Consider the following 5,562-nt stretch of genomic DNA (forward strand, 5'->3'; position numbering starts at 1 on the left):
GCACGCCGATGTCGAAGTCGTGGCGCAGCAGCAGGTACTCGGCGACGGCGCCGTTCTCGGCCACTTCCACCTCGAAGCCTCAGCCTTGCAGGTTGGCGGTGAGGGCGTCGGCCAGGATGGTGTCGTCTTCGGCGAGCAGGAGTTTCATCGGGCGCTCAGGTGATCGTGGCCGCGATGTTAAGACAGCGTTCAACTGCGCCTCGGGGTGTTTCCCCCGAGGCGCAGCGGTGCTGGTGTGCCGAGGTTTCAAGCGTTGCGCGGGGCCAAGTTCAGGCCCCGTTCAAACCACTCAGAACCAGATCTCGGCCTGTGCGCCGTAGCTGGTGCCCTTGGTCTTGCCGTTTTGCAGGCCCGTCAAGCCCAAGGGCCGACCGGTGATGGGGTCGACGCCCGCTGCCGCGTTGGCCGCGGAGTTCCACTTCGCGGTGGTCACGTACAAACGCAGCTCCGGGCGGTTCCAGAAACCCGGGCCGGTGGCCAGCGTAGGCGCAAAGGTGAACTTGGTCAGCTTCTGCGTCTCAGAGCCGTCGGGCTTCTTCTGCATGTAGCCCAGCTCGCTCACCAGCTTGAAGTTTTTCGTCAGCGCATACGAAGCGCGGCCACCGATCGAGAGCTCCTTGAACTTCGGTGTGTTGTTGACGGTGTCTTCGCCCTGCTGGCCGATCAGCGCCACCGCTTGCCCGCCCAACGCGCCCAGCTGCCAGGTCACGCTCTCGACCAGGCGCACTTTCTTCACACCCGACTCGGCGTTGCGCGTGCCGAAGTTGCCGTCGAGCCCGGCCGAGCCCTGGGCGTATTGCAGCCACAAGGTATTGCCGCCGCCCAGGGCCTTGAGGTCTTGCGTGTGCTGCAGGCTCAGGCCGAAACCGCTGGTGCCCTTGCCGTCGGTCGGGTTGTCGTAGCGGCCTTGTGTGAAGGTGCCGGTCACACGCAGCTGGCCACCGGGGTTGACGGGGATCTCGGTCACGTCGACGTTGAAGCGGTTGCCCGGGTTGGTCGACGCGCCGTTGCCGGGGTCGCCGAAGCCCGCGAAGCTGTCGCTGCTGAAGTAGGCCAGGCCGAGCTTGGCGCCACCGATGGCGATCTGATCGGCACCGGCGCCCACGCCGTCGAGGCGCACGAAGAAGGTGTCGAGGATGTGCACGTCTTTGCGGCCGTAGAAGCGCTTGCCGATCCAGAAGTTCGTGCCCGGGGCGATGTCGAAGCCCTTGCCTTCGACATACATCTGCGCAAACGACGAGGCCGAGTCGCCCACGTCGGTGCCGTTGTTGTATTCGCTGAACATGACCTTGCCCTTCCAGGCCACACCGTCGGTGGTGCCGGTGTGCGTGAGGCCGAACTCGCCGTAGAAATCGCACTCGTTGCCCAGGCGGTAGTGGCCGCCGGAGATGCCCAGGTTGTAGCAAGCGCGGGCGGCGTCTTTCGAGGTGGCGCCGGGGCCGGCGCGGAAGTAGCCGTCGAAATCGACGGCTTGGGCTTGAGAGGCGACCAGGGCTGCGGCCAGGGCCAGCGCACGCGGCGCGACAGAGCGGATGGTTTTCATGGATGTGTCTCCGTGGGTTTGTTGAACGGGCACCGACCGCACTGAGGGGGAAAAACAGTGGGGGGAGGTCGGGCCCGGCGCGGATTGTTGTTAAAACATTAACTAAATTAACGTGGTGTTAACCATGAGTTGCCAAGACCCCACGGCCGCTGTCCCCGGTAACAGAAGGGTTTCACGGGCAAATTGATGCCATCCGGGTAACTACCGAATGAGAAAAGTTAATTAATCGTTAATGTTCCGTCCCGTCGGCATTGCATGCAGCCCCCCGACTTCGTTTCGACACCCCACAACACCCGGAGACATTGATGAACACCACACCCACCTCCATCCGAGCGCTGCACATCGCGGCCGCGGCCACCTTGTTCTGCGCCTCGTTGTCGGCCCGCGCCGGCGAAGTCGAAGTGCTGCACTACTGGACCTCGGGCGGCGAAGCCAAGGCCGCTGCCGCACTCAAGGCCACGCTGCAGGCCAAGGGCCACAGCTGGAAAGATTTCGCCGTGGCCGGTGGTGGTGGTGACTCGGCCATGACGGTGCTCAAGTCGCGCGTGGTCTCGGGCAATGCCCCGGCCGCCGCACAGATCAAGGGCCCGTCGATCCAGGAGTGGGGCGCTGAAGGTGTGCTCGCCAACCTCGACGACGTGGCCAAGGCCAACAACTGGGACGCACTGCTGCCCAAGGTTGTCTCCGATGTCATGAAGTACAAGGGCAACTACGTGGCCGTGCCGGTCAACGTGCACCGTGTGAACTGGCTGTGGGCCAGCCCTGCGGCGCTGCAGAAGGCCAACGCCAAGATGCCCACCAACTGGGACGAGTTCTTCGTCACCGCCGAGGCGCTCAAGAAGGCCGGCCTGATCGCCGTCGCCCACGGTGGCCAGAACTGGCAAGACTTCACGACCTTCGAATCGGTGGCCCTGGGTGTGGGCGGTGCCGATTTCTACCGCAAGGCGCTGGTGCAGCTCGACCCCGGCAGCGTCAAGAGCCCGACCATGCTCAAGGTGCTGACCACGTTTAAGCGCGTCAAGGAATACACCGACAAAAACGCCTCGGGCCGCGACTGGAACCTCGCCACCGCGATGGTGATTCGTGGCGAAGCCGGCATGCAGCTGATGGGCGACTGGGCCAAGGGTGAGTTCATCGCCGCTGGCAAGGTGCCGGGCAAGGACTTCCTGTGCGCGGCTGCACCGGGCACCGCGAATGCGTTCACCTTCAACGTCGACAGCTTCGCGATGTTCAAGCTGAAGAACACCGCCAACCTGGGCGCACAAAAAGACATGGCCGCGGCCATCATGGCGCCCGAGTTCCAGGAGGTGTTCAACCTCAACAAGGGCTCCATTCCCGTGCGCCTGAACAGCGACATGGCCAAGTTCGACGACTGCGCCAAGCTCTCGTCGAAAGACTTCGTCGCGACCGCCAAGAGCAACGGCCTGGTGCCCTCGGTGGCGCACGGCATGGCGGTCTCGTCGGCGGCCGAAGGTGCGATCAAGGACGTGGTCTCGCAGTTCTGGAACACCGACACCATGACGGCCGAGCAGGCGATGGATCGGTTGGTGGCGGCGGCGAAGACGAAGTAACTTGAGTGATTCGAGAGCCGCCGCGTGCGGCTCTCCCACGCTCATCTCCGCTTCAATCCGTTCGGGCTGAGCCTGTCGAAGCCAGCGCAGTGCACGGCGCACCCTTCGACAAGCTCAGGGCGAACGGGGATCTGAAGTTCACGCCCAACAGGATGCGTTTCGACAAGCTCAACGCGAACGGCTCTGTTTGCAAGCCATGACCCCCACCTCCCCCGCCCCCAGCTTCGCGGCCCGCCTCTCCCGCTGGATGCCCCGCCTCGCCGTGGCCCCCAGCTTCGCGCTCGCCTTCGCCTTCATCTACGGCCTGATCGCGTGGAACGGCGTGCTCTCGTTCTCCGCCTCGCGCCTGCTGCCCAACTACGACTTCGTCGGCTGGGCGCAGTACGTCACCCTGTTCGAGAGCGAACGCTGGTGGGTGGCGCTCACCAACCTCGGCATCTTCAGCGTGCTCTTCATCGGCGTGGGCCTGGCGCTCGGCCTCGGCCTCGCCATCCTGCTCGACCAGAAGATCCGCGCCGAAGGGGCGCTGCGCACCATCTATCTCTACCCGATGGCGCTGAGTTTCATCGTCACCGGCACCGCGTGGAAGTGGATCCTCAACCCCGGCCTCGGCCTCGAACACCTGGTTCAACAATGGGGCTGGACGGGCTTCACCTTTGATTGGCTGGTCAACCCCGACAAGGCCATCTACACCGTGGTCATCGCCGGTGTGTGGCAAAGCGCGGGCTTCGTGATGGCGCTCTTTCTTGCCGGCCTGCGCGGCATCGACGACTCCATCATCAAGGCCGCGCAGATCGACGGCGCTTCGCTGCCGCGCATCTACTGGCGCGTGATCATCCCGAGCCTGCGGCCGGTGTTCTTCAGCACGCTGCTGGTGCTGGCCCACATCTCCATCAAGAGCTTCGACCTGGTGATGGCGCTCACCGCCGGCGGCCCCGGTTTTGCCACCGACGTGCCGGCGACCTTCATGTACGCCATGAGCTTTTCGCGCGGGCAGATCGGCCTGGGTGCGGCCTCGGCGACCGTGATGCTGTGCACCGTGGCGGCCATCGTCGTGCCTTATCTCTACTCTGAATTGCGCACGCGGAAATGAGAGCCCACCCATGAAGGCCCACCACGTTCACCGCTTCGTCATCTGGTCGGTGCTGCTGCTGTTTGCCGCCGTCTTCTTGCTGCCGCTGTATGTGATGGTCGCGACCTCGCTGAAAGACATGGCCGAGGTGCGCGACGGCAGCTTGCTCTCGCTGCCCGGCGGCCTCAACTTCGACGCCTGGCACAAGGCCTGGTCGCAGGCCTGCACCGGCACCGACTGCGGCGGCCTGCGCCCCTTCTTCTGGAACTCGATGCTGATGGTGGTGCCGGCGGTGCTGATCTCCACCGCGCTCGGTGCCGTCAACGGCTATGTGTTTGCCAAGTGGCGCTTCAAGGGCAGCGAGTTCATGTTCGGGCTGATGCTGTTCGGCGCCTTCATGCCGCTGCAGGTGGTGCTGCTGCCGATGTCGCAGGTGCTCGGCTGGTTCCAGCTCGCCGACTCGATCTGGGGCCTGGTGATCGTGCACGTGCTGGTGGGCCTGGCCACGACCACGCTCTTCTTCCGCAACTATTACGTGAGCCTGCCCGACGAGCTGATCCGCGCGGCCATGCTCGACGGCGCCGGCTTCTGGCGCATCTTCTGGCGCATCGTGCTGCCGCTGTCGGCGCCGATTTTGGTGGTGACGCTGATCTGGCAGTTCACCGCCATCTGGAACGACTTCCTGTTCGGCGTGGTGTTCTCGGCGGGTGACGCGAAACCGATCACCGTGGGCCTGAACAACATGGCCAACACCTCGAGCTCGGTGAAGGAATACAACGTTGACATGGCCGCCGCGATGATCGCCGCGCTGCCCACACTGGCCATCTATGTGCTGGCAGGCAAGTACTTCGTGCGCGGGCTGACGGCCGGCGCGGTCAAGGGTTGACTCCGCCCCGTTCGGGCTGAGCCTGTCGAAGCCGGGCGCTGCACTTCGACAAGCTCAGTGCGAACGGTGGTTTGCTGAAGTTGAAAAGAGAAATCATGGGCGCACTTTCCATCTGCAATGTCCGCAAGAGTTTTGGTGCGGTCGACATCCTCAAGGGCATCGACATCGAGATCGATGAAGGCGAGTTCCTGATCCTGGTCGGCCCTTCGGGCTGCGGCAAGTCGACGCTGCTGTCGAAGATCGCGGGGCTCGACCAGCCCACCAGCGGCAGCATCCACATCGGTGAGCGCGACGTCACCAACCAGCTGCCGAAAGATCGCGACATCGCCATGGTGTTCCAGAGCTACGCGCTCTACCCGAACATGAATGTGGCTGAGAACATCAGCTTCGCGCTCGAGATGCGCAAGGTGCCCAAGCCCGAGCGCGAGGCCGCCGTGCAGCGCGTGGCCAAGATGCTGCAGATCGAGCACCTGCTCGACCGCAAGCCCGC

5 protein-coding genes are annotated in these 5,562 nt (G+C 64.2%); 4 read left to right on the forward strand and 1 reads right to left on the reverse strand.

What is annotated here, in order from left to right; all coding sequences use genetic code 11:
* Positions 1–289 precede the first annotated feature (289 nt).
* Entirely contained in the window at positions 290–1,543 is a 1,254-nt protein-coding gene (locus RMO40_RS05785; protein WP_309717593.1) for a carbohydrate porin, read from the reverse strand.
* 305 nt (positions 1,544–1,848) lie between these two features.
* Here RMO40_RS05785 and RMO40_RS05790 point away from each other — a divergent pair, with 305 nt between their 5' ends.
* The 4 genes from RMO40_RS05790 to RMO40_RS05805 all read left to right on the forward strand — a co-directional run.
* On the forward strand, positions 1,849–3,114 hold the full coding sequence (locus tag RMO40_RS05790) for an extracellular solute-binding protein (protein WP_309717596.1): 1,266 nt from the start codon (positions 1,849–1,851) through the stop codon (positions 3,112–3,114).
* A 196-nt stretch (positions 3,115–3,310) separates the two neighbouring features.
* Positions 3,311–4,207 carry a sugar ABC transporter permease gene (locus RMO40_RS05795; protein ID WP_309717599.1) on the forward strand — a complete coding sequence of 299 codons (897 nt, stop codon included), beginning with the start codon at positions 3,311–3,313 and terminating at the stop codon, positions 4,205–4,207.
* A 10-nt stretch (positions 4,208–4,217) separates the two neighbouring features.
* Positions 4,218–5,072: an ABC transporter permease subunit gene (locus RMO40_RS05800; protein ID WP_309717603.1), complete on the forward strand. Its 855-nt coding sequence runs from the start codon at positions 4,218–4,220 to the stop codon at positions 5,070–5,072.
* A 95-nt stretch (positions 5,073–5,167) separates the two neighbouring features.
* Positions 5,168–5,562, forward strand: a 395-nt coding sequence (locus tag RMO40_RS05805) for an ABC transporter ATP-binding protein (protein WP_309717606.1), incomplete at its 3' end; no start/stop codon positions are given.

Origin of the sequence: Rhizobacter sp. (assembly GCF_031412075.1) — a bacterium.
In the GTDB taxonomy this organism is placed as follows: Bacteria; Pseudomonadota; Gammaproteobacteria; order Burkholderiales; family Burkholderiaceae_C; genus Rhizobacter.

What these genes read in the sequence shown, in the direction of transcription:
- RMO40_RS05795 (WP_309717599.1), top strand. Translation starts at nt 3,311, where the DNA reads ATGACCCCCACCTCCCCCGCCCCCAGCTTCGCGGCCCGCCTCTCCCGC.
- RMO40_RS05800 (WP_309717603.1), top strand. Translation starts at nt 4,218, where the DNA reads ATGAAGGCCCACCACGTTCACCGCTTCGTCATCTGGTCGGTGCTGCTG.
- RMO40_RS05790 (WP_309717596.1), top strand. Translation starts at nt 1,849, where the DNA reads ATGAACACCACACCCACCTCCATCCGAGCGCTGCACATCGCGGCCGCG.
- RMO40_RS05785 (WP_309717593.1), bottom strand. Translation starts at nt 1,543, where the DNA reads ATGAAAACCATCCGCTCTGTCGCGCCGCGTGCGCTGGCCCTGGCCGCA.